15 protein-coding genes, 2 tRNA genes and 2 pseudogenes are annotated in these 20,162 nt (G+C 66.0%); 16 read left to right on the top strand and 3 right to left on the bottom strand.

The window, feature by feature from the left end; translation table 11 throughout:
* Window positions 1–57: 57 nt before the first annotated feature.
* The 6 genes and pseudogenes from hflK to FHR73_RS22970 form a co-directional block, all read left to right on the top strand.
* Window positions 58–1,245 carry an FtsH protease activity modulator HflK gene (hflK, locus tag FHR73_RS21505; RefSeq protein ID WP_183633935.1) on the top strand — a complete coding sequence of 396 codons (1,188 nt, stop codon included), beginning with the start codon at window positions 58–60 and terminating at the stop codon, window positions 1,243–1,245.
* Window positions 1,245–2,114: a protease modulator HflC gene (gene hflC / locus FHR73_RS21500; protein ID WP_017642910.1), complete on the top strand. Its 870-nt coding sequence runs from the start codon at window positions 1,245–1,247 to the stop codon at window positions 2,112–2,114. Before hflK ends, hflC begins: the two co-directional genes overlap by 1 nt.
* 255 nt (window positions 2,115–2,369) lie before the next feature.
* A complete protein-coding gene (locus FHR73_RS21495) occupies window positions 2,370–3,557 on the top strand; it encodes an ATP phosphoribosyltransferase regulatory subunit (protein ID WP_183633933.1) in 1,188 nt (395 codons plus the stop codon).
* Window positions 3,558–3,635: 78 nt separating this feature from the next.
* On the top strand, window positions 3,636–4,931 hold the full coding sequence (locus tag FHR73_RS21490; protein ID WP_183633931.1) for an adenylosuccinate synthase: 1,296 nt from the start codon (window positions 3,636–3,638) through the stop codon (window positions 4,929–4,931).
* Window positions 4,932–4,943: 12 nt separating this feature from the next.
* A pseudogene (locus FHR73_RS22975) lies at window positions 4,944–6,206 on the top strand (HAMP domain-containing protein); the annotation flags it as partial.
* A 342-nt stretch (window positions 6,207–6,548) separates the two neighbouring features.
* Window positions 6,549–7,064, top strand: a pseudogene (locus FHR73_RS22970) (methyl-accepting chemotaxis protein); the annotation flags it as partial.
* A gap of 88 nt (window positions 7,065–7,152) precedes the next feature.
* Here the strand turns inward: FHR73_RS22970 and FHR73_RS21480 are convergent.
* Window positions 7,153–7,239, bottom strand: a tRNA-Leu gene (locus FHR73_RS21480).
* A gap of 112 nt (window positions 7,240–7,351) precedes the next feature.
* Window positions 7,352–7,438: transfer RNA gene (locus tag FHR73_RS21475), tRNA-Leu, on the bottom strand.
* A 210-nt stretch (window positions 7,439–7,648) separates the two neighbouring features.
* On the opposite strand from FHR73_RS21475, the gene rnr reads away from it, so the two are divergent.
* The 10 genes from rnr to FHR73_RS21425 all read left to right on the top strand — a co-directional run bounded on the left by rnr (window position 7,649) and on the right by FHR73_RS21425 (window position 18,373).
* Window positions 7,649–10,747 (top strand): ribonuclease R, encoded by a 3,099-nt coding sequence (gene rnr / locus FHR73_RS21470; RefSeq protein ID WP_183633929.1) that lies wholly within the window; start codon window positions 7,649–7,651, stop codon window positions 10,745–10,747.
* Entirely contained in the window at window positions 10,744–11,496 is a 753-nt protein-coding gene (rlmB, locus tag FHR73_RS21465) for a 23S rRNA (guanosine(2251)-2'-O)-methyltransferase RlmB (protein ID WP_183633928.1), read from the top strand. Before rnr ends, rlmB begins: the two co-directional genes overlap by 4 nt.
* A gap of 130 nt (window positions 11,497–11,626) precedes the next feature.
* Complete coding sequence (locus FHR73_RS21460; protein WP_007161147.1) at window positions 11,627–12,001, top strand: response regulator; 375 nt, start codon at window positions 11,627–11,629, stop codon at window positions 11,999–12,001.
* Window positions 12,002–12,183: 182 nt separating this feature from the next.
* On the top strand, window positions 12,184–12,600 hold the full coding sequence (rpsF, locus tag FHR73_RS21455; protein WP_007161146.1) for a 30S ribosomal protein S6: 417 nt from the start codon (window positions 12,184–12,186) through the stop codon (window positions 12,598–12,600).
* Window positions 12,601–12,626: 26 nt separating this feature from the next.
* Window positions 12,627–12,857, top strand: coding sequence for a 30S ribosomal protein S18 (gene rpsR / locus FHR73_RS21450; RefSeq protein WP_059316384.1), 231 nt, complete (start codon window positions 12,627–12,629; stop codon window positions 12,855–12,857).
* A gap of 35 nt (window positions 12,858–12,892) precedes the next feature.
* A complete protein-coding gene (locus tag FHR73_RS21445; protein ID WP_183633927.1) occupies window positions 12,893–13,783 on the top strand; it encodes a hypothetical protein in 891 nt (296 codons plus the stop codon).
* 20 nt (window positions 13,784–13,803) lie between these two features.
* Window positions 13,804–14,250, top strand: coding sequence for a 50S ribosomal protein L9 (gene rplI / locus FHR73_RS21440; protein WP_158896715.1), 447 nt, complete (start codon window positions 13,804–13,806; stop codon window positions 14,248–14,250).
* A gap of 150 nt (window positions 14,251–14,400) precedes the next feature.
* Window positions 14,401–15,795, top strand: coding sequence for a replicative DNA helicase (dnaB, locus tag FHR73_RS21435; protein WP_183633926.1), 1,395 nt, complete (start codon window positions 14,401–14,403; stop codon window positions 15,793–15,795).
* Window positions 15,795–16,811: a D-alanine--D-alanine ligase gene (locus tag FHR73_RS21430; RefSeq protein WP_183633924.1), complete on the top strand. Its 1,017-nt coding sequence runs from the start codon at window positions 15,795–15,797 to the stop codon at window positions 16,809–16,811. The genes dnaB and FHR73_RS21430 overlap by 1 nt, the downstream gene beginning before the upstream one ends.
* 80 nt (window positions 16,812–16,891) lie before the next feature.
* Window positions 16,892–18,373 (top strand): glucosyltransferase domain-containing protein, encoded by a 1,482-nt coding sequence (locus tag FHR73_RS21425; protein ID WP_183633923.1) that lies wholly within the window; start codon window positions 16,892–16,894, stop codon window positions 18,371–18,373.
* Window positions 18,374–18,481: 108 nt separating this feature from the next.
* Here the strand turns inward: FHR73_RS21425 and FHR73_RS21420 are convergent, their stop codons facing one another.
* Complete coding sequence (locus FHR73_RS21420; protein ID WP_183633922.1) at window positions 18,482–19,858, bottom strand: amino acid permease; 1,377 nt, start codon at window positions 19,856–19,858, stop codon at window positions 18,482–18,484.
* Window positions 19,859–20,162 lie beyond the last annotated feature (304 nt).

Raw genomic sequence — 20,162 nt, 5'->3', positions numbered from 1 at the left:
AGCATTGGTCGGCGCGCCATTTCGGCGCGTTTTCGCGTTATCAGTAGGGAGAGCGCTATGGCTTGGAACGAGCCCGGTGGCAACTCGAACAATCAAGACCCCTGGGGCGGCCGCAACAACAACGGTGGCGGCAATGGTGGACGCAAGGGGCCGCCGGATCTCGACGAAGCCTTGCGTAAGTTTCAGGATCGCATCAACCGCCTGGTCGGCGGCAAGAAGCGCTCCGGCGGCAGCGGTGGCGACAGCTTCGGCTCGGGCGGTGGCAAGGGCCTGCTGCTCCTGGGCGTACTGCTGGTCGGTGCTCTCTGGCTGTACAACGCCGTCTACGTCGTGGACGAGCAGGAGCAGGCGGTCGTGCTGCGTCTGGGCAAATACCATGAGACGGTAGGCCCTGGCCTGAACATCTACTTCCCGCCCTTCGAGACCAAGTACCAGGAAAACGTCACCCGTGAGCGGGCCTACAGCAAGCAGGGCGCCATGCTGACCCAGGACGAAAACATCGTCGAGGTGCCGCTGACCGTCCAGTACCGCATCACCAACCTCAAGGACTTCGTCCTCAACGTCGACCAGCCCGAGGTCAGCCTGCAGCAGGCGACCGACAGCGCGGTGCGCCATGTGGCCGGCTCCTCGACCATGGACCAGTTGCTGACCGACGGCCGCGAGCAGGTCGCCACCAACGTCCGCGAACGTCTGCAGCGTTTCCTCGACACCTACGGGACCGGTATCACCGTGACCCAGGTGAACATCCAGAGCGCTTCGGCGCCGCGTGAAGTTCAGGAAGCCTTCGACGACGTGATCCGCGCCCGTGAAGACGAACAGCGCGAGAAGAACCAGGCCGAAGCCTATGCCAACGGCGTGATCCCCGAGGCCCGCGGTGCTGCCCAGCGCATCATCGAGGAAGCCAACGGCTATCGCGACGAAGTCGTGGCACGTGCCCAGGGTGATGCCTCGCGCTTCAGCCAGCTGGCGGTCCAGTACGCGGCCAATCCGCAGCTGACCCGCGAACGTCTGTATATCGAGACGATGCAGGAAGTGCTCGGCCAGGCGAGCAAGGTGATGATCACCGGTCAGGCCGGCCAGAATCTGCTCTATCTGCCGCTCGACAAGCTGATGCAGAACCGTGCCCCGGCACCGACTTCGGCGATCAGCAGCGGTGCTGCCCCGGCGGCGTCGAGCGATACGGCCGCTTCGGTCATTCGCAATCTGCCGCAGTCCACCGAGGCGCGTACGAGGGAGAGCCGCTGATGAGCAACAAATCGCTGGCCGCGCTGATCGTCGTGGTCGTTCTGGGCCTTGCCGCCTGGAGCAGTCTGTTCGTGGTGAAGGAGACCGAGCGGGCAGTAATGCTGCGCTTCGGTCGTGTGGTCGAGCCCAATCTGGAGCCCGGTCTGCACTTCAAGATCCCGTACGTCAATCGGGTGCGCAAGTTCGATGCCCGCCTGCAGACGCTGGATACCCCGACGCAGCGTTTCCTGACGCTGGAAAAGAAAGCGGTGATGGTGGATGCCTACGCCAAGTGGCGCATCTTCAACGCCGATCGCTACTACACCGCGACTTCGGGTCTCAAGCAGATCGCCGACGAACGCCTGCTGCGCCGCCTGGAAGCGGGACTGCGTGACCAGTTTGGTCGTCGCACCCTGCACGAGGTGGTGTCCGGTGAGCGGGATGCCATGGTCGGTTCGCTGACCGCGGCGCTGAACAAGATGGCCAACCAGGAGCTGGGTATCGAGGTGCTGGACGTGCGCGTCAAGGCCATCGACCTGCCCAAGGAAGTCAGTCGCAGCGTCTATGAGCGGATGAGTACCGAACGCGAGCGGGAAGCCCGTGAGCACCGTGCCAAGGGTCGCGAACTGGCCGAGGGCATCCGTGCCGACGCCGATCGTCAGCGCCGCGTGCTGCTGGCCGAAGCCTATCGCCAGGCCGAGCAGGCCCGCGGTGAGGGTGATGCCCAGGCGGCCCAGGTGTATTCCCAGGCCTACTCGAAGAATCCGTCGTTCTTCTCCTTCTATCGCAGCCTGCAGGCCTATCGCTCCAGCTTCTCTAGCAAGAGCGATGTCCTGGTGCTGGATCCGAAGAGCGATTTCTTCAAGTATTTCCAGAGCCCGGGGCAGTGAGGTCCGGGATGAGCGGCGGCTAGGCTTCGCTCGTCGTTCATCCCCGATCGTCGATTTTTTCGTGTTATCATGAATCAGCCGGGGCCATCCCCGGCTTTTTTGCGTCCGTACGAAACCCGTGGAAGGGCGACGCCCTGGCTGATTCGGGTAGCAATCCACGGCAGAGCGGCTTGATCCGGCGGCAGGATTCTCCAGGAATCCACTGCGCCGACCTCGGCAGCCGCGTGCCGATCCATGACATGGAGAAGAGGCCTAATGGCTACGGTAGACCGCTGGCTGCTGCCTGACGGTATCGAGGAAATCCTGCCGCCCGACGCGGCGCGCATCGAAGGCGCTCGGCGCCGGGTGCTGGAACTGTTCCATTGCTGGGGCTACGAGTTCGTCATCACCCCGCACCTGGAATTCCTGGAATCGCTGCTCACCGGCGCGGCCAAGGAACTGGAGCTGCGCACCTTCAAGGTGACCGATCCCAGTTCCGGTCGCCTCATGGGCTTCCGCTCCGACATCACGCCCCAGGTGGCGCGCATGGAAGCCCATAGCCTCAAGCAGAGCGGTCCGAGCCGCCTGTGCTATGCCGGCAGCGTGCTGCATACCCGTCCCCGTGCTCTTTCCACATCGCGCAGCCCGATCCAGGTCGGCGCCGAGCTCTATGGCGTGCCCGGCAGCGAAGGGGATCTGGAAGTCATCAGCTTGATGCTCGATGTGCTCGAGCAGGCCCAGGTGCCCGATATCCACATGGATCTGGGGCACGTGGGGATCTATCGCGGGCTATGCCAGGCGGCCGGCGTCTCCGGCGCCAGCGAGCAGCAGCTGTTCGACGCCCTGCAGCGCAAGGCGGTCGACGAGATCGCCGAGCTGACGGCCGAGCTGCCGGTCGCCGAGCGCGGCTGGCTGCGGGCGCTGGTCGAGCTCAGCGGCGATGCCACGGTGCTCGATCAGGCCCGGCAGCGCCTGGCGGGTGCGCCCGCGGCTGTCCTGCGGGCACTGGAGGAGCTGATCGCCCTGGCCGAGTCGCTCCAGGGACGCTTCCCGGGCGTGCCGCTGTATTTCGACCTGGGCGAGTTGCGCGGTTATCACTACCACACCGGAGTGGTCTTCGCCGCCTTCGTGCCGGGCACCGGGCAGTCCATCGCCCAGGGTGGTCGCTATGACAACATCGGTGCCGACTTCGGGCGTTCGCGTCCCGCCACCGGTTTTTCCACCGATCTGAAGACCCTCGTCGAGCTGGGCACCGCCGTGCTCGAAGAACCGCGTCGCGGCATCTGGGCGCCGGCTGGTCATGCGCCGGTGCTCTGGCAGGCCGTGCGCGAATTGCGCGCCGCCGGCGAGCGGGTGGTCCAGGCCACCGCTCATGACGACGCAGACCAGCTGCACAGCTCGGGTTGCGATCGTCGCCTGATCGAGCAACAGGGCGCCTGGATCGTGGTGCCCTTGAATTCCTAAGCACCGGATCTGGCATCCGGGTGAACGTGAGCATCGTCGGCCTGGCCGACAGAAATCTTCCTGACAGGGGATAAGGTTATGGGTAAGAACGTCGTCGTCCTGGGCACCCAGTGGGGTGATGAGGGCAAGGGCAAGATCGTGGATCTGCTGACCGACCAGGCCGCTGCCGTGGTGCGTTATCAGGGCGGTCACAACGCCGGCCACACGCTGGTCATCGATGGTCAGAAGACCATCCTGCGGCTGATTCCCTCGGGCATCCTGCGCGCCGACACCCAGTGCCTGATCGGCAATGGCGTGGTGCTGTCGCCGGAAGCCCTGTTCAAGGAAGTCGGCGAGCTGGAAGCGCGCGGCGTGCCGGTGCGCGAGCGCCTGCGCATCAGCTCGGCCTGTTCGCTGATCCTGCCCTATCACGTGGCCCTGGATCAGGCCCGCGAGAAGGCCCGTGGCGAAGCCAAGATCGGCACCACCGGTCGCGGCATCGGCCCGGCCTACGAAGACAAGATCGCCCGTCGCGGTCTGCGGGTCGGCGACCTGTTCCACCCGGAGCGTTTCGCCGTCAAGCTCAAGGAAGTGCTGGACTACCACAACTTCGTCCTGCAGAACTACTTCAACGAGCCGCCGGTGGACTTCCAGAAGACCTACGACGAGGCCATGGAGCACGCCAAGGTCATGCAGCCGCTGGTCATGGACGTCGTCAGCCGTCTGCACGAGCTGCGCAAGGCCGGTGAGAACCTGATGTTCGAAGGTGCCCAGGGCACCCTGCTGGACATCGACCACGGCACCTATCCCTTCGTCACCAGTTCCAACACCACCGCCGGTGGCGTGGCGACCGGTTCCGGCGTGGGTCCGCTGTACCTGGACTACATCCTCGGCATCACCAAGGCCTACACCACCCGCGTCGGCTCCGGTCCCTTCCCGACCGAGCTGTTCGACGAGACCGGTGCCTACCTGGCCAAGCAGGGCCACGAATTCGGCTCCGTCACCGGCCGTCCGCGCCGTTGCGGCTGGTTCGACGCCGTCATCCTGCGTCGCTCCATCGAGATCAACAGCATCTCCGGCCTGTGCCTGACCAAGCTGGACGTGCTCGACGGTCTGGAAACCGTGCGCATCTGCACCGGTTACAAGGACGCCGCCGGCAACCTGCTGACCGAGGCGCCCACCGACGCCGACAGCTACACCGGTCTGCAGCCGGTCTACGAGGAGATGCCGGGCTGGAGCGAATCCACCGTGGGTGCCCAGAGCCTCGAGGCGCTGCCGGCCAACGCCCAGGCCTACATCCGCCGCATCGCCGAGCTGGTCGAGGCGCCGATCGACATCGTCTCGACCGGTCCGGATCGCAAGGAAACCATCGTGCTGCGCCATCCTTTCGCCTGATGCGCTAAAAGGATGCAGCCAGAAAAGCCCCGCCTTGCGGGGCTTTTCTGTTTTCGGGGTGCGAGAGACGCTGGTAGGCCGGAGACGGCCGCTGGTCCGAAATGGCCAGCATATTGCTATGACTATTTATCGCTGAGGCTCCAGCTCTTCCCGAGTTGGCCGACAGCCTGTAAATGTCCCTCGCCGCTGGAGACCCCCATGTCGTTTCTCTTGTCGCTGCTGCGCAGCCGCCTGTTGTTGCCGGTATTCATCAGTCTGTTGCTCGCCGTCGTTCTCCAGGTGGGCCTGGCGCTCTGGCTGACCCAGGAGGCGGTGAAGGGGTTGCAGTCCGGTCTGGCCGCGCGCCTGTCCGGTGAATCCGAGCAGCTCGCCGATACCCTGCGCCAGGCCGGGGGCGAGGTGGATGGCAGTCTTGCCGAGCTGGCCGGGCAGACCCGCACGCGGCTGGCCGAGGGGCTTGCACAACGCCTGGCGCGCGAGCGGCAGCAGGTGGGTGAGACCCTGACCGCTACCCTCAAGAGCAATGCGCAGAATCTGGCCGAGTTGCTGGCGGGCGTGGCGCCCAAGGCGATGTGGGATGCCGATGTCCCGGCGCTGTCCGACCTGGCGCGCCGGGCGCAGGGCAATCCCGAGGTGCTGTTCGTGGTCTTCCAGGATGCCCAGGGCCAGAATCTGACCCGCTACCTCAATCGTCAGGACGAGCGCGTGGCGCGCCTGCTCGCCATGGGGCAGGGCGAGGGCGCCCTGGCCAAGGTGCTGGATGCCGCGACCCGGGATCCCTCGGTCTATCGTGTGGATGCCTCCATCAGTCCCAACGGCGTGGAAATCGGCAAGGTGGTGGTGGGCTTTTCCACCCAGGTCATCGAGCGTACCGGCGCAGCCCTGGATCAGGGCTTCAAGACCCTGATCGATGACGCCGGCGGTCTGGTCTCCAGCAGCGTGACGGCCGCCGCCAAGGGCAGTGCCGCGACCCTGGCGACACGTCTGGAAGGTACCCGTCAGGCCGCCCTGGCCATGAGTCGCAATGCCGGTGAAACGGTTGCCGTCCTGGCGGGCGCGCTGCGCTGGCAGATCGCCCTGGGGCTGATCGGGGTTGGCGTGGTGATGGTCGTGGCCGTGGCGCTGGTGCTGGGGCGACGGGTGCTGCGCCGGATCGGCGTGCTGCAGCGGGCGCTGGACGATCTGGCGGCCGGGGAGGGCGATCTGACCCGCCGCCTGCAGCTGGGGCAGGGCGATGAGATCCAGGCGCTGGGTGGGGCGGTCGATCGCTTCCTGGCCAAGTTGCAGCCGCTGGTGGGCGAGGCCCATGGCGTCGCTGCCCGCACCGGCGAGGAAATCCGCGGCCTGGCCGGCAGCAGCGCCACCGCCGAAGCGGCCGCGCTGCGTCAGCGCGAAGAGGTGGCCCGCAGCCTGGAGGCCCTGTCCGGCATCGCCGCGGAGGCCGAGGGCGAAAGTCTGGCCATGCAGGGCGCCCTGCAGCAGGTGGAAGCCATCCGCAGCTCTGCCCAAAGCAATGCCCGCATCGCCACCGAGGTGGCCGAGGGTATCGAGGGGCTGGTGACCCAGGTCGAATCGGGGGCCCAGGTGATCGAACGGCTGGCCGCGCAAAGCGAGCAGATCGAGGTGGTGCTGGACGTGATCCGCGGGATCGCCGAGCAGACCAATCTGCTGGCGCTCAATGCGGCCATCGAGGCGGCCCGGGCCGGCGAGAGCGGGCGTGGCTTCGCGGTGGTCGCCGACGAGGTGCGGGCGCTGGCCAGCAAGACCCAGGAATCCACCGGCAGCATCCGGACGCACATCGCCGGACTGCAGGAAGGGGCGCGCGAGGCCGTCGCTGCCATAGGCGAGGCGCGCCAGCAGGCCAGCAGCGGGCTGGCCGTGCTGCGCGACAGCAAGCGCATCCAGCAGGATGTCCACCGCGCGGTGGATCAGGTGCATGCCAGCATGAGCACGGCTGCCCAGGCGGCCCAGCGTCAGGCGGCGGGCGCCGCAGCGGTGCGCCAGCGGGTCGAGGTCATCCATGGCGAGGCGCTGCGTGCAGCCGAGTCGGTGGCGGCGACCGCGGACAGCAGTCGTACCCTGGCGGAACTGGCCGCTCAGCTGCGCGGCAGCCTGGGGCAATTCAAGGCGTAGGGAGGCCCGCGCCTTTTCGCGGGCAAGAAAAAACCGGCCGAAGCCGGTTTTTTCTGTTGCGTCCGATCTGGGATCGTCCGCTTGGTATTGGTGCCCAGGAGAAGACTCGAACTTCCACGGTGTTGCCACCGCTAGGACCTGAACCTAGTGCGTCTACCAATTCCGCCACCTGGGCCTGCAGTGCGACTTCTGATCGCTTCCCGTCACCCTTGCGGGTTTCAGGATTAAAAAACCGGCTAGCGCCGGCTTTTCGTCGACCGATCTGCAAATCGATCGACTATAATGAGTGGTGCCCAGGAGAAGACTCGAACTTCCACGGTGTTGCCACCGCTAGGACCTGAACCTAGTGCGTCTACCAATTCCGCCACCTGGGCACTCAAGGCGATGATTGCTCATCTCCGGCGTCGTGATTGCTCCCGACGTCGTGGGGCGGCACTTTACTCAGGGGGCGTTTGCTTGTAAACCCCTGCTGTGAAAAATATTTTTATTGAGCATGCCAGGCTAACTATTGCGCGGTTTTCACGTTTCAATAGGCTTTATGGCAGTTCCTACCGAACCCAGACTTAGAAGGTAACCCCAGACTGATGGCCGATTGGCAATCCCTCGATCCCGAGGCCGCCCGGGAAGCGGAAAAGTACGATAACCCCATTCCGAGTCGCGAACTCATTCTGGCTCATCTTGCCGATCGCGGCGCCCCGGCCACCCGGCCGCAGCTGGCCGAGGAATTCGGTCTCGTCACCGAAGACCAGCTCGAAGCCCTGCGGCGGCGCATGCGCGCCATGGAGCGCGACGGTCAGGTGATCTACACCCGCCGCGGTGCCTATGCGCCCATCGACAAGCTGGATCTGGTGCGCGGACGCATCGCCGGCCATCGTGATGGCTTCGGCTTCCTGATCCCCGACGACGGTAGCGACGACCTCTTCCTCAGCCCGGCGCAGATGCGCCTGGTGTTCGACGGGGACATCGCCCTGGCGCGGGTCGCCGGCCACGATCGGCGCGGTCGTCGCGAAGGCGGCCTGGTCGAGGTGGTCACCCGGGCGCACGAATCCCTGGTCGGTCGCTTCTTCCAGGAGAGCGGCCTGGCCTACGTGGTGCCGGACAATCCCAAGATCGGCCAGCAGGTGCTGGTGCCCGAAGGCAAGCACGGCGGCGCCGCTCACGGCCAGTTCGTGCAGGTGCGCATCGACGAGTGGCCCACCACCTTCCGGCAGGCCCAGGGCGAAGTGGTCGAGATCCTCGGCGACTACATGGCGCCGGGCATGGAGATCGAGGTGGCGCTGCGCAGCTACGACATCCCCAACGAATGGCCCAAGGCCGTCGAGAAGGAAGCCGCCAAGCTCAAGCCCGAGGTGGAAGAAAAGGACAAACAGAAGCGCATCGACCTGCGCCAGTTGCCCTTCGTGACCATCGATGGCGAAGACGCCCGCGACTTCGACGATGCCGTCTATGCCGAAGCCAAGAAATCCGGGGGCTGGCGGCTCTACGTCGCCATCGCCGACGTCTCCCACTACGTCAAGGTCGGCTCGGCGCTGGACGCCGAGGCGGAGAAGCGCGGCAACTCGGTGTATTTCCCCGAGCGCGTGATCCCCATGCTGCCCGAGGCGCTGTCCAACGGGCTCTGCTCGCTCAATCCCCAGGTGGATCGCCTGGCCATGGTCTGCGAGATGACCATTGCCGCTTCCGGGCGCATGACCGGCTACCAGTTCTACGAAGCGGTCATCCATTCCCACGCGCGCCTGACCTACAATAAGGTCTCCACGGTGCTGGAGCAGCCCAAGTCGGCCGAAGGCAAGCAGTTGCGCAAGCAGCTCGGCGAGGTGGTGCCGCACCTGGAGCAGCTCTACAGCCTGTACAAGGTGCTGCTGGCTGCCCGTCACGTCCGCGGGGCCATCGATTTCGACACCCAGGACACCCGCATCGTCTTTGGCGCCGACCGCAAGATCTCCGAGATCCGCCCGACCCAGCGCAACGATGCCCACAAGCTGATCGAGGAATGCATGCTGTGCGCCAACGTGGCCACCGCCAAGTTCCTCGAGAAGCACAAGGTGCCAGCCCTTTACCGGGTACACGATGCGCCACCCCTGGAAAAGCAGACCAATCTGCGGCAGTTCCTCGGCGAGATGGGGCTGTCGCTGACCAAGGGCAAGGCCAATCCGGTGCCGTCTGACTACCAGGCGCTGCTGCAGCAGATCCGCGAGCGGCCGGACTTCCGCCTGATCCAGACGGTGATGCTCAGGTCGCTGAGCCAGGCGGTCTACAGCCCGGACAACAACGGTCACTTCGGTCTCAACTACGAGGCCTATACCCATTTCACCTCGCCGATCCGGCGCTATCCGGATCTGCTGGTGCATCGGGCGATCCGCAGCGTCATCCGCTCCAAGCTGGAGACCAAGCACGTCAAGCGCGCAGGCGCGACGAGCATGGCCAAGGCGCGCATCTATCCCTACGACGAATTGCGCCTGGATCAGCTCGGCGAGCAGTGCTCCATGACCGAGCGCCGCGCCGACGAAGCCACGCGGGACGTCTCCAACTGGCTCAAGTGCGAGTTCATGAAGGATCGCGTCGGCGAGACCTTTGCCGGCGTCATCACCGCGGTGACCGGCTTCGGCCTGTTCGTCGAGTTGTCCGAGGTGTTCGTCGAGGGCCTGGTGCATGTCACCGCGCTGCCCGATGACTACTACCACTTCGACAGCGTCCACCATCGCCTCTCCGGCGAGCGCAGCGGTCGCAGCTATCGCCTCGGCGATCCGCTCGAGGTGGTGGTGGCTCGCGTCGACCTGGACGAGCGCAAGATCGACTTCGTGCTGCCGGCCAGTGCCGGGGCGCCCCGCGTGCGTGAAGAGCGCGAGCCGCGCAATAAGCGTGACAACCGTCGTCGCGGTGCGCCAGCGCCAGTGCAGGAGACAGGTGCTGTCCCGGTCGCCGAGCCCCAGGCTGAGGCCGTCGCGCCGGAGGCGGAACGTGAGCCCCGCCGCTCGCGTAGCGGCCGTCGGCGTGGAAGGTCGTCGCCAGAATCAAGCGTCGTCCCGATTGCCGAGACTTCGGCTGACGCCGTTTCGCCGGAGCCGGAGCGTGAATCCCGCCGCTCGCGTAACGGTCGTCGTCGTGATGCGCCCGCGCAGGAGCAAGGTGTCGCCGCAGCGGTCGAGGCAACGCCTGCAAGCGTTTCGCCAGAGCCGGAGCCTGAACCGCGTCGCTCGCGCAGTGATCGTCGGCGCGCGGCCTCTGCGGAACAGCCGCAGGATGCCAGTGCGCCTGTGCCAGCCTCGGTTGAGGCGACTTCGCCGAAGGCGTCGAAGCAGGACGATCAATTGCTCGGTAATACCGACGTCAAGCGTAGTCGTGCGGTGAAACAGGCTCTGCTGGCCGAAGCCAAGGTCGAGGGCGGCAAGCCCAAAACCCAAGGTAAGGCCAATGGCAAAGCCAAGGGTAGTACCGACAAGGGCAAGGCCAGCGATACGGCCAAGACCCGTACGGCGCCAGCGCGTCAGGGTAAGGGCTCGGCTGCCGAAGGCGCAGCGGCGGTGGAAGCCAAGGTCAAGAAGGCCAAGGCTGCTGCCGCCAAGAAGAAATCGGCGGGCAAGCCCAAGGCCGAAGGTCAGGCTCAGGCCGCGGCCAAGAGCCGGACCAAGGCCAAGAAGCCTCATCGCAAGGGTCAGTCGCGCCCCAAGGATAACGCATGAGCCAGCTGGAAACCGTCTACGGTATCCACGCCGTGGAAGCGCTGCTGCGCTTCCATCCGCGGCGGGTGAAGCAGCTCTGGATCGCCGAAGGGCGGCGTGAGCCGCGGGTCGATGCCCTGCTGGAGCTGGCCGCCGGTCAGCGTCTGGCGGTGGAAAGCAAGCCGCGGGCCTTGCTCGACGAGCTGGCCGAGGGTGTGCATCAGGGCGTGGTGGCCCAGGTCAGCCCGAGTCAGGTCTGGGGCGAGGCCATGCTCGAGGAGTTGCTCGACCGGGCCGAAGGACCGCCGCTGCTGCTGGTGCTCGATGGCGTGACCGATCCGCACAACCTCGGTGCCTGCCTGCGCAGCGCCGACGCGGCCGGGGCCCTGGCGGTCATCGTGCCCAAGGACAAGTCGGCTACCCTGACCGCCGTGGTGCGCAAGGTGGCCTGTGGTGCTGCCGAGGTGTTGCCGCTGGTGGCTGTCACCAACCTGGCGCGGACCCTGGAAAAGCTGCAGAAGCGCGGCCTGTGGATCGTCGGTACCGCCGGTGAGGCGACCCAGGAGATCTACGACGTCGACATGAGTGGACCGACCGTGGTGGTCATGGGCGCCGAGGGCAAGGGCATGCGCCGGCTGACCCGCGAGCATTGCGATCATCTGGCCCGACTGCCCATGGCTGGCAGCGTCAGCAGTCTCAATGTCTCGGTGGCGACCGGGGTCTGCCTGTTCGAGGCCGTGCGTCAAAGACGCGCCTCTGCGCCGCGGTAGCCCACGCCAGGAAACGTCTGGGTACCTACGCAGTGCGTATCGCACTATACGAATCGCGCTGCAGTGCGCAGAATACCGGCCTCGCCCCGGGAAAGCCCGGAGCGAGACCTGTCAACAAGAGGATGCCCGCGTGAGTCAGGAGATCCAAGAGCCGGTAGGCTTGCGAGTGCTGCTCGTCGAAGACGATGCCACGCTGCGCATGCTGACCACCGAAGTCATCGAGGAGCTGGACCATCAGGTCACGGCTGTCGCCTCGGCAGAGGCTGCCCTGGAGTTGCTGCCGCAGCGCGAACACGATGTGCTGTTCACCGATATCGGGCTGGGCGGCATGTCCGGCATCGAGTTGACCCGGCGCGCCCTGGCGATGGATCCGACGCTGCGCATCGTCGTCGCCTCGGGTTATGCCTTCGAGCGCGAGCCGGGCATGGAAGCGCGGGTCGGGGTGCTGATCAAGCCCTATGACCTGAACAAGATCCGCCAGGCCCTGGCCGACGTGCAACGCTGAGTGTCTGTGGTTGTCCGGCGGTCGCGCCGGGCATGCCTGCGGTTGCGCCCTCCGGCGCCCTTCTCTAGAATGTTGCCCCTTGCCCGGAGTGCGTCCGCATTCCGCAGGGCAAGTCATCCGAACTATTCACTCCTTGTCTGACCGCGTTTCCGCGGCAGGCTGCAACCCGTAAGGAGCATTAAATGCGTCATTACGAAGTCGTGTTCCTGGTTCATCCGGACCAGAGCGAACAGGTGGGCGGCATGGTCGAGCGCTACACCAAGGCTATCGAAGAAGACGGTGGCAAAGTCCATCGCCTGGAAGACTGGGGCCGTCGTCAGCTGGCTTACGCCATCGACAACGTTCACAAGGCTCACTATGTACTCATGAACATCGAGTGCAGCGCTAAGGCCCTGGCCGAGCTGGAAGACAACTTCCGCTACAACGACGCCGTGATCCGCAACATGATCCTGCGCCGTGACGAGGCCGTCACCGGTCAATCCGAGATGCTCAAGGCCGAAGAAAACCGCAACGAGCGTCGCGAGCGTCGCGAGCGTCCTGCCGAGTCCGAGTCCGAGTCCGCCGAAGGCAACTCCGACGACGCCGACAGCGCCGAGTAATCTGGATCTAGCGAGGAATCATTGTCATGGCACGTTTCTTCCGTCGTCGTAAGTTCTGCCGTTTCACCGCCGAAGGCGTGAAAGAGATCGACTACAAGGATCTCAACACCCTGAAGGCCTACGTCTCCGAAACCGGCAAGATCGTCCCGAGCCGTATCACTGGCACCAAGGCCAAGTACCAGCGTCAGCTGGGCGCCGCCATCAAGCGTGCCCGTTACCTGGCCCTGCTGCCCTACACCGACAGCCACGGTCGTTGATCGACGCCTGATCACGAATAACGGATAAACACGGCATGCGGCCTCTGGCTGAGTTCATCATGCGCGGCCGTACTCAAGCCACCCTCGTGGTGGTGCTGGGTGCAGTCGTGCCGCTGCTGTACTGGATGACCGCTGCTGGTGGCAGCCTGGTGCTGTTGCGCCGGGGACCCGCCGCGGCGGCCGGGGTGCTGGTCTGGGCCCTGCTGCCAGCGCTGTTCTGGCTGTATCTGGGTGATGCCAGCATCGTGCTGGTGTTGCTGGGTTCGACGCTGCTGGCGGCCATTTTGCGCCAGAGCCTGTCCTGGACACGGGTGTTGTTGGCCAGTGTCCCGCTGGGGTTGGTTTTCGCCCTGGTGCTGGGGCAGGTCTATGCCGAGGGCATCGCGCAACTGGCGGAGGAAATCCGCCGGTTGCTGCCCCAGGTGTTGGGCCCGAGCGCGGCGCAGTTGCCGCCGGAAAAGCAGGCGCAGTTGCAGCAGTTGCTGCTGCCCGTGCTGACCGGCCTGATGGCGGCGTTCTTCCAGATCACCTGCCTGCTGTGCCTGATGCTCGGGCGCTACTGGCAGGCGGCGCTGTACAACCCCCAGGGGTTCGGTCGCGAATTTGGCGTCCTGCGTCTGCGTCCGGCCATCGCGCTCGGCCTCCTGGCCCTGCTGGTGCTGGCGCCGAACCTGGGCAGCGGGCTTGGCCTGCTGACTCCGCTGTGCAGCGTGCCGCTGGCCTTTGCCGGCATCGCCCTGCTGCACGGGCTGGTGGCGGCCAAGCGCCTGGCAGGATTCTGGCTGGTGGGGCTGTACGTGACGCTGCTGCTGTTCGGGCAGCTGATCTATCCGTTGTTGGTGATTCTGGCTGTGATCGATAGCGTGTTCGATTTCCGTGGGCGGTCTGCGCAAGAGCCGCAGGGGCCCGCGGACGGTGAAGGTTAAAAGTTAAGAGGAAAGACTCAATGGATGTCATCCTGCTGGAAAAGATCGCCAATCTGGGCAACCTGGGCGACAAAGTGAACGTCAAGGGCGGCTACGCCCGTAACTTCCTGCTGCCGCAGGGCAAGGCCACCGCAGCCACCGCTGCCAACGTCGAGGCTTTCGAAGCTCGTCGCGCCGAGCTCGAGAAGCAGGCTGCCGAGAAGAAGTCCGAGGCTGACGCCCGTGCTGCCAAGCTGGCTGACCTGACCGTAACCATCGCCGCCAACTCCGGCGACGAAGGCAAGCTGTTCGGTTCCATCGGCACCCGCGACATCGCCGAAGCCGTCAGCGCCGCCGGCGTCGAGCTGGACAAGAGCGAAGTTCGCCTGCCCAACGGCGCGCTGCGCAGCGTTGGCGAATACGATGTCGAAGTGCACCTGCACACCGACGTCGAAGCTACCGTCAAGATCGTCGTCGTCGCTGAATAAGCGCGCCGTCGCCTGACTGGCGGACTTGCGCCCCGGCGCCGGTCTGTCGACAATCGGGCACGTCATTGCCAAGGCAGTGACGTGCCCTTTGTCTTTTCTGCCGTCCGAAAAATCATTTCGCCGCCCGCAATGGGGGCCCAAGACCTGCGCATGAACGAGATTTCCCTGCCCGAGCAGTACGATCTGCAGACCGCTGCCCTCAAGGTCCCGCCGCACTCCATCGAGGCCGAGCAGGCCGTGCTGGGTGGTCTGATGCTGGACAACAACGCCTGGGAGCGCGTGCTCGATCAGGTGTCCGATGGCGACTTCTATCGCCACGACCACCGACTCATCTTCCGCGCCGTGGCCCGTCTGGCCGAGCGCAACCAGCCGTTCGACGTGGTGACCCTGTCCGAACAGCTGGACAACGAAGGCCAGCTGCCCCAGGTGGGCGGCCTGGCCTATCTGGCCGAGCTGGCCAGGAACACCCCCTCGGTGGCCAACATCAAGGCCTATGCGCAGATCGTGCGCGAGCGGGCCACCCTGCGGCAGTTGATCGGCATCAGCGCCGACATCGCCGACAGTGCCTACAACCCGGAAGGCCGCGGGGCCAACGAGCTGCTCGACGAAGCCGAGCGCAAGATCTTCGAGATCGCCGAGGCCCGCCCGAAATCCGGTGGTCCGGTCGGGGTCAACGACATCCTGACCAAGGCCATTGATCGCATCGACACCCTGTTCAACTCCAGCGAAGCCATCACCGGGGTCTCCACCGGTTTCGCCGATCTGGACGAAAAGACCAGCGGCCTGCAGCCGGCGGACCTGATCATCGTTGCCGGTCGTCCGTCCATGGGCAAGACCACCTTCGCCATGAACCTCGTGGAGAACGCGGTACTGCGCACCGACAAGGCGGTTCTGGTGTTCTCCCTGGAGATGCCCGCCGACTCCATCGTGCTGCGGATGCTCTCGTCCCTCGGCCGCATCGACCAGACCAAGGTGCGTTCCGGCAAGCTGGACGACGACGACTGGCCGCGGCTGACCTCGGCGGTCAACCTGCTCAACGACCGCAAGCTGTTCATCGACGATACCGCCGGCATCAGTCCTTCGGAAATGCGCGCCCGCACCCGGCGCCTGGTCCGCGAGCACGGCGATTTAGGGCTGATCATGGTGGACTACCTGCAGCTGATGCAGATCGGCGGCAGCAGCGGCGAGAACCGGACCGCCGAGATCTCCGAGATCTCGCGCTCGCTCAAGGGTCTGGCCAAGGAATTCAACTGCCCGGTGGTGGCGCTCTCCCAGCTCAACCGCTCGCTGGAACAGCGGCCGAACAAGCGCCCGGTGAACTCCGACCTGCGCGAATCGGGGGCCATCGAGCAGGACGCCGACGTAATCATGTTCGTCTACCGGGACGAGGTGTATCACCCGGAGACCGAATACAAGGGCGTGGCGGAAATCATCATCGGCAAGCAGCGTAACGGTCCGATCGGCACCACGCGGCTGGCCTTCATCGGCAAATACACCCGGTTCGAGAATCTCGCGCCCGGCAGCTACGTTTTCGAGGACGAATGATGGTCAAGGACAAGCTGAAGATCGCGGTCCTGCTCGGCGGCACCAGCGAAGAACGCGACGTGTCCATCGCCAGCGGTGCCCAGGTGGTGGCGGCCCTGCGCCGGCGCGGGCACCAGGTGGTGACCGTGGATACCGCCCTGGGCCTGCTCGACGAGGATGCCGAACGCGCCCTGCTGGAAGCCCGGGTCGGCCTCGAACCGCCGGAGCGGACTGCCCTGGTGCGGATGCGTGGCCAGGATGCCGGCGCGCTGCTCAGCCGTGCCCAGCTGGGCGACCAGGATCTGCTGTTCCTCGCCCTGCACGGCGGCACCGGCGAGAACGGCACCCTGCAGACCCTGCTCGACCTGGCCCAATTGCGCTACACCGGCAGCGGCCGGGTGGGCAGTGCCGTGGCCATGGACAAGGACCTTAGCAAGCGGCTGTTCCGCGCCGCTGGCGTACCCACTGCCGACTGGCTGATGGCGCCGGCAGATGCCGCGACCGTGGCCGCGACCCTGGGCTTTCCGGTGATCGTCAAACCCAGCCAGCAGGGCTCCACCGTGGGCCTGAGCAAGGTCAGCCGCGCCGAGGACCTGCAACCGGCCATCGAGCTGGCGCTGCGCTATGACCGCGAGGTGATGATCGAGCGCTTCGTCGCCGGGCGCGAGCTGACCGTGGGCGTGCTGGGCGACCAGCCGCTGGCGGTGGGCGAGATCGTCCTCGGCCAGAGCGGGGTGTTCGACTACACCAGCAAGTACCAGCCCAAGGGCGCGGTGGAAGTGTTTCCGGCCGAGGTCTCGTCCGAGATCGCCGAGGAAGCGCGCCGCCTGGCCCTGGCCGCGCATCGGGCGCTCAAGCTCGACGGCTACAGCCGTGCCGACTTCCGCCTGGATGCAGAAGGGCGGCTCTGGTGCCTGGAGGTCAACACCCTGCCGGGGATGACCGCCACCAGCCTGCTGCCGCAATCGGCGGCGGCCATGGGTATCGACTTCGACGAACTCTGCGAGCGGATCTGCCAGCTGGCCCTGCAGGACTGACCCTCACGCAGCCGGCGCCGCTATCGCTTCGGGTGGTGGCGGCTGCGTCTCCCGTCGAAGCCGGATTCGGATCCGCCGCCATGCCCCAGACGCTCACCCCGGTGCAGACCCGGGCGCTGTTCTTTTCCGCGCTGCTGCTGTTCGTCCTGCCCTTCATCCTGGTCGACTTCCCCTATGTCGATGACAACTGGCGCATCCAGCTGGAGAACGGCCCGGAGTGGCGGCAGCAGGGGCGGGTGCTGACCGAAGTCTTCTACCGGCTGCTGACCTTCAGCGGCAGCACCCTCAATCTCTTCCCCCTGCCGCTGCTGATCGCCTGCGCCGCAGCCGCCTGGGCCCTGACCGACCTGGCCAGGCACTGTTTCGGCGCGCCGCGGCCGACCCAGTGCCTGGCCCTCCTGCCGCTGTGGTTCTCGCCGTTCTGGCTAGGCAATCTGACCTACCAGTACGACGGCCCGACCATGGCCCTGAGCCTGGTGGCGGTGATCTATGCGGTGATCTATCGCAGTCGCCATACCGCGCTGGCGCTGCTGCTGCCGGCGGTGCTGCTGGCGGCGGCCATCGCCTTCTACCAGGTGGCGCTCAATGTCTTCGTCGGCCTCTGCTGCCTGGAGCTGATCCGCGTCGTGCAGCGCCGCGAGGCCCCGGAGCAGGCCCTGCGGCTGGTGCTGCGCCAGGGCCTGCAGCTGCTGCTGGGTTGCACCCTCTACTTCCTCACCGCCTACCAGCTGATGGCGACCACGCGGCACGCCGGCGTGGGCGGCCAGGTACTGCCGGAGCTCTGGCACCGACTGGGCGAGGTGCTGCACAGCGTCGGCCTGCTGGTCACCCCGGGCAATCTCTGGCTGTGGTGGCTGTTCGGCGGGCTGGCCACGATCGGTTACGGCCTGGGGGCCCTGACCTATGCCCGCGCCTATGGCCGGCGGGCGCTGCTGCCCCTGCTGCTGTACGGTGCGACCCTGCCGGTGCTGGCCGCCTGCGTGGCCGGCATCACCCTGCTGTTCAGCGATTTCATCCTCGAAGCCCGCACCCTGATGGGGCTGGCGGTCATCCTGACCCTGGCGCTGTTGCTGGCCCATGATCTGCTGGAGCGATTCCAGCCACGGCTGACCTGGCTGCTGGTGCTGCCGGTGCTGTGGATGCTGTCACTGGCCTATGCCTATGGCCAGGTGCTCTCGGCGCAGAAGACTTTCGAGCGCGGGTTCGTCCAAGAGCTGCACCACGATCTCAGCAGTCGCCCGGAGCTGCGGTCGCTCAGGCGTCTGCTCTGGACTGGCGGTCCGCTGGAGGTGGCCTGGCTGCCGCTGGCGCAGAAGACCTTCGAGCAGGTGCCGGTGTTGCCCTTCATCCTCGGCCTGTCGCCGGGCAACTTCATGATCGCCGAACGCCTGCTGGACCTGGGGGTGATCGACGATGCCGACAGCGACAGCTGCAGCCAGCGGGTGGCCGTGCCGGGCGCCGCCACGCGCCTGGTGGACAATCGCTTCTACGACATCTGGGCGGTGGGCGAGGACGGCTGCATCATCATGAAGCCGCAGCGGCCCTGGGTGCCGTTCGAGTAGCGGGGCAGGTTGGGCTGAGACGGCTCCATCGTCGAAGCCCAACGAGCGGTGCATGATGCAGGTGTTGGGCTTCGCTTCGCTCAGCCCAACCTACGGGTGCGAGGATGATCAGCCGCGGCGCAGCTTGTAGCAGAGGAACAGGAAGGCCAGCCAGACCGGGATGGCGTAGACCGAGACGGCGATGCCGGGGATGCGCAGCATCAGCACCAGGATCATGCCGACGAAGGCCAGGCACAGCCAGTTGACGAAGGGCGACCAGAACGCCGGGAAGTGCGAGGTGCGCCCGGCCTGGCGCTGGGCAGCGCGGAATTTCAGGTGGGTCAGGCTGATCAGCGCCCAGGCGATCACCAGCGAGGCCACCACCAGCGACATCAGCAGCTCCAGGGCATTCTGCGGCAGCAGGTAGTTGACCAGCACGCAGAGCAGGGTCACCGCCGAGGACACGGCGATGCCCAGCAGGGGCACGCCACGGCGATTGGTACGCAGCAGGGCGCGGGGGGCATCACCCTGTTCGGCCAGGCCGTAGAGCATCCGGCTGGTGCAGTAGACACCGCTGTTGTAGACCGACAGCGCCGCGGTCAGCACCACGAAGTTGAGCAGGTGGGCGGCGGTGTCGCTGCCAAGCAGGGCGAAGGTCTGCACGAAGGGGCTGCCGGCGTAGTCGTCGCCGCCGGCGCCGATGCTGCGCACCAGTTCGTCCCAGGGATGCAGCGACAGCAGGATGGTCAGGGCGCCGACATAGAAGATCAGGATGCGCCAGACCACCTGGTTGATGGCCTTGGGGATCACGGTGCGCGGCTGGTCGGCTTCGGCGGCGGTGATGCCCACCAGCTCCAGGCCGCCAAAGGAAAACATGATGATCGCCAGCACCGCGAACAGGCCGCTCCAGCCGTTGGGCAGGAAGCCGCCATGGTTCCAGAGATTGCTCACCGAGGCCTCGGGACCGCCACTGCCGCTGACCAGCAGCCAGAGCCCGAAGGCCATCATGCCGAGGATGGCCACCACCTTGATCAGCGCGAACCAGAACTCGGTTTCGCCGAAGGCCTTCACGTTGAACAGGTTGATGGCGTTGACCAGCACGAAGAACACCAGGGCGCTGGCCCAGGTCGGTACCTCGGGCCACCAGTACTGCACGTACTTGCCCACCGCGGTGAGCTCCGACATGCCTACCAGCACGTAGAGCACCCAGTAGTTCCAGCCGGAGAGAAAGCCCGGGAAGCGGCCCCAGTAGCGACTGGCGAAGTGGCTGAAGGAGCCGGCCACGGGCTCCTCGACGATCATCTCGCCGAGTTGGCGCATGATTAGGAAGGCGATGAAGCCGGCGATGGCATAGCCGAGGATCATCGCCGGACCGGCCGACTTGAGTACCCCGGCCGAGCCGAGGAACAGACCGGTGCCGATGGCCCCGCCGAGGGCGATCAGCTGGATATGACGATTCTTCAGGCCGCGCTGCAACTGGCCGGCGGCGGGTTGGGGCTGGGACATGGACGGGGATGTCTCGGTGGTGAGGGGAGCGGGCGGCTATGGTAGCACTCCTGTCACCAGGGGCCTGGTCCTGGGGCTTCCCTCACCCCGACCCTCTCCCGGAGGGAGAAGGGGAAGGGCGTGCTGCGGGAGGGGATTGCCGTTGGGCATCTTTCCGCGGTCTGCCCTTGGACGAAAGAGGCCGCTACGCGTGGACAAGGCTGCGCCGTTGTCCACCCTACGGCTGAAGGGCATTGCCGGTGGGCTTCCCTCTCCCCAAGGGAGCAGAGGACGAGCAGGTGCGCGAGGTGCTTTTGCCCCCTCT

It is taken from the genome of Pseudomonas sp. AS2.8 (genome assembly GCF_014190935.1).
GTDB lineage: Bacteria > Pseudomonadota > Gammaproteobacteria > Pseudomonadales > Pseudomonadaceae > Chryseomonas.
The sequence above is the reverse complement of the archived record's forward strand: the minus strand, read 5'-3'. Positions and strand labels throughout refer to the sequence as shown.